This window comes from Bradyrhizobium sp. SHOUNA76 (genome assembly GCF_023006445.1).
GTDB lineage: Bacteria > Pseudomonadota > Alphaproteobacteria > Rhizobiales > Xanthobacteraceae > Bradyrhizobium.
Genome location: NZ_JALBHA010000979.1, coordinates 1 through 936 on the forward strand (window position 1 = coordinate 1; position 936 = coordinate 936).

Here is a 936-nt window from a genome sequence, read left to right on the forward strand (position 1 = left end):
ACCATCGTGCGCAACGGCGAGCTGCCGATCGGCACCGGCGACGGCGTCGCCTTCACCGCCACCACTGACGACAAGAAGAAGGCGCTCGACGGCCGCTGCGACGTCGTCGTCTCCGGCGTGACGCCGCCGGCGCGGTTCTGGACGCTGACGCTCTACGACCGCAAGGGCCACCTCGTCGCCAATTCGCTCCAGCGCTACGGCTTCACCAGCCAGGAGATCGTGCGGCAGTCCGACGGCTCGTTCGAGATCCGCATCGCCTCGCGCTCGCGCGCCGGCAACTGGCTGCCGACCGGCGGCATCGAGCGCTACGCACTTATGCTGCGGCTCTACGACACCCCGGTTGGCGTTGCGACGCGCACCCAGCGCGATGCGCCGATGCCCACCATCACGACGGCGGGCTGCTCATGATCCGGCTGCTGTTCACCATCGTCGCCGGCATCGTTCTGGGCCTCGTGGTCCATCTCGTCAGCGTGCTGGCGCTGCCGCGGATCGCGACGCAGGATGCCTATTCGCGGCTGACGCCGATGACGAAGCTCAATGGCGTCAGCCAGCTTCCCCTCGCCGATCCGCAGACGTCACCGATGCCGTTCATGGACCCGGCCTTTGCGCTGGCGATCTGCCGCTACGACCTCACAAGCGGGCCGATCAAGCTCACGGTGCCGGTGAGCCAGGCCTACACCTCGGTGTCGTTCTACACCCGCAACGAGATCGCCTATTACGCCATCAACGACCGCTCCGCGGGCCGCAAGGTGATCGAGCTCGACCTGATGACGGAAGCGCAGCACAACGAGCTGCCCGAGGACGAGGAGGTCACCGCGGCCGACCGCCTGATCATCGATTCCCCCTCTGCCACCGGCCTGATCGTGATGAAGGCGCTCGCCCCCGAGCCGGGCCTGATGCCGCAGGCGCAGGCAACGCTTGCGGCCGCGAGCTGCG

General features: G+C 68.1%; 2 protein-coding genes. Both read left to right on the top strand.

Annotated features, from left to right (window positions below):
* Window positions 1-408: DUF1214 domain-containing protein (locus MOV74_RS39115; protein WP_246932951.1), on the top strand; the 408-nt coding region annotated here is incomplete at its 5' end.
* Window positions 405-936 (top strand): DUF1254 domain-containing protein (locus MOV74_RS39120; RefSeq protein ID WP_246932953.1); only part of this gene is annotated, 532 nt, incomplete at its 3' end. The genes MOV74_RS39115 and MOV74_RS39120, both read left to right, overlap by 4 nt.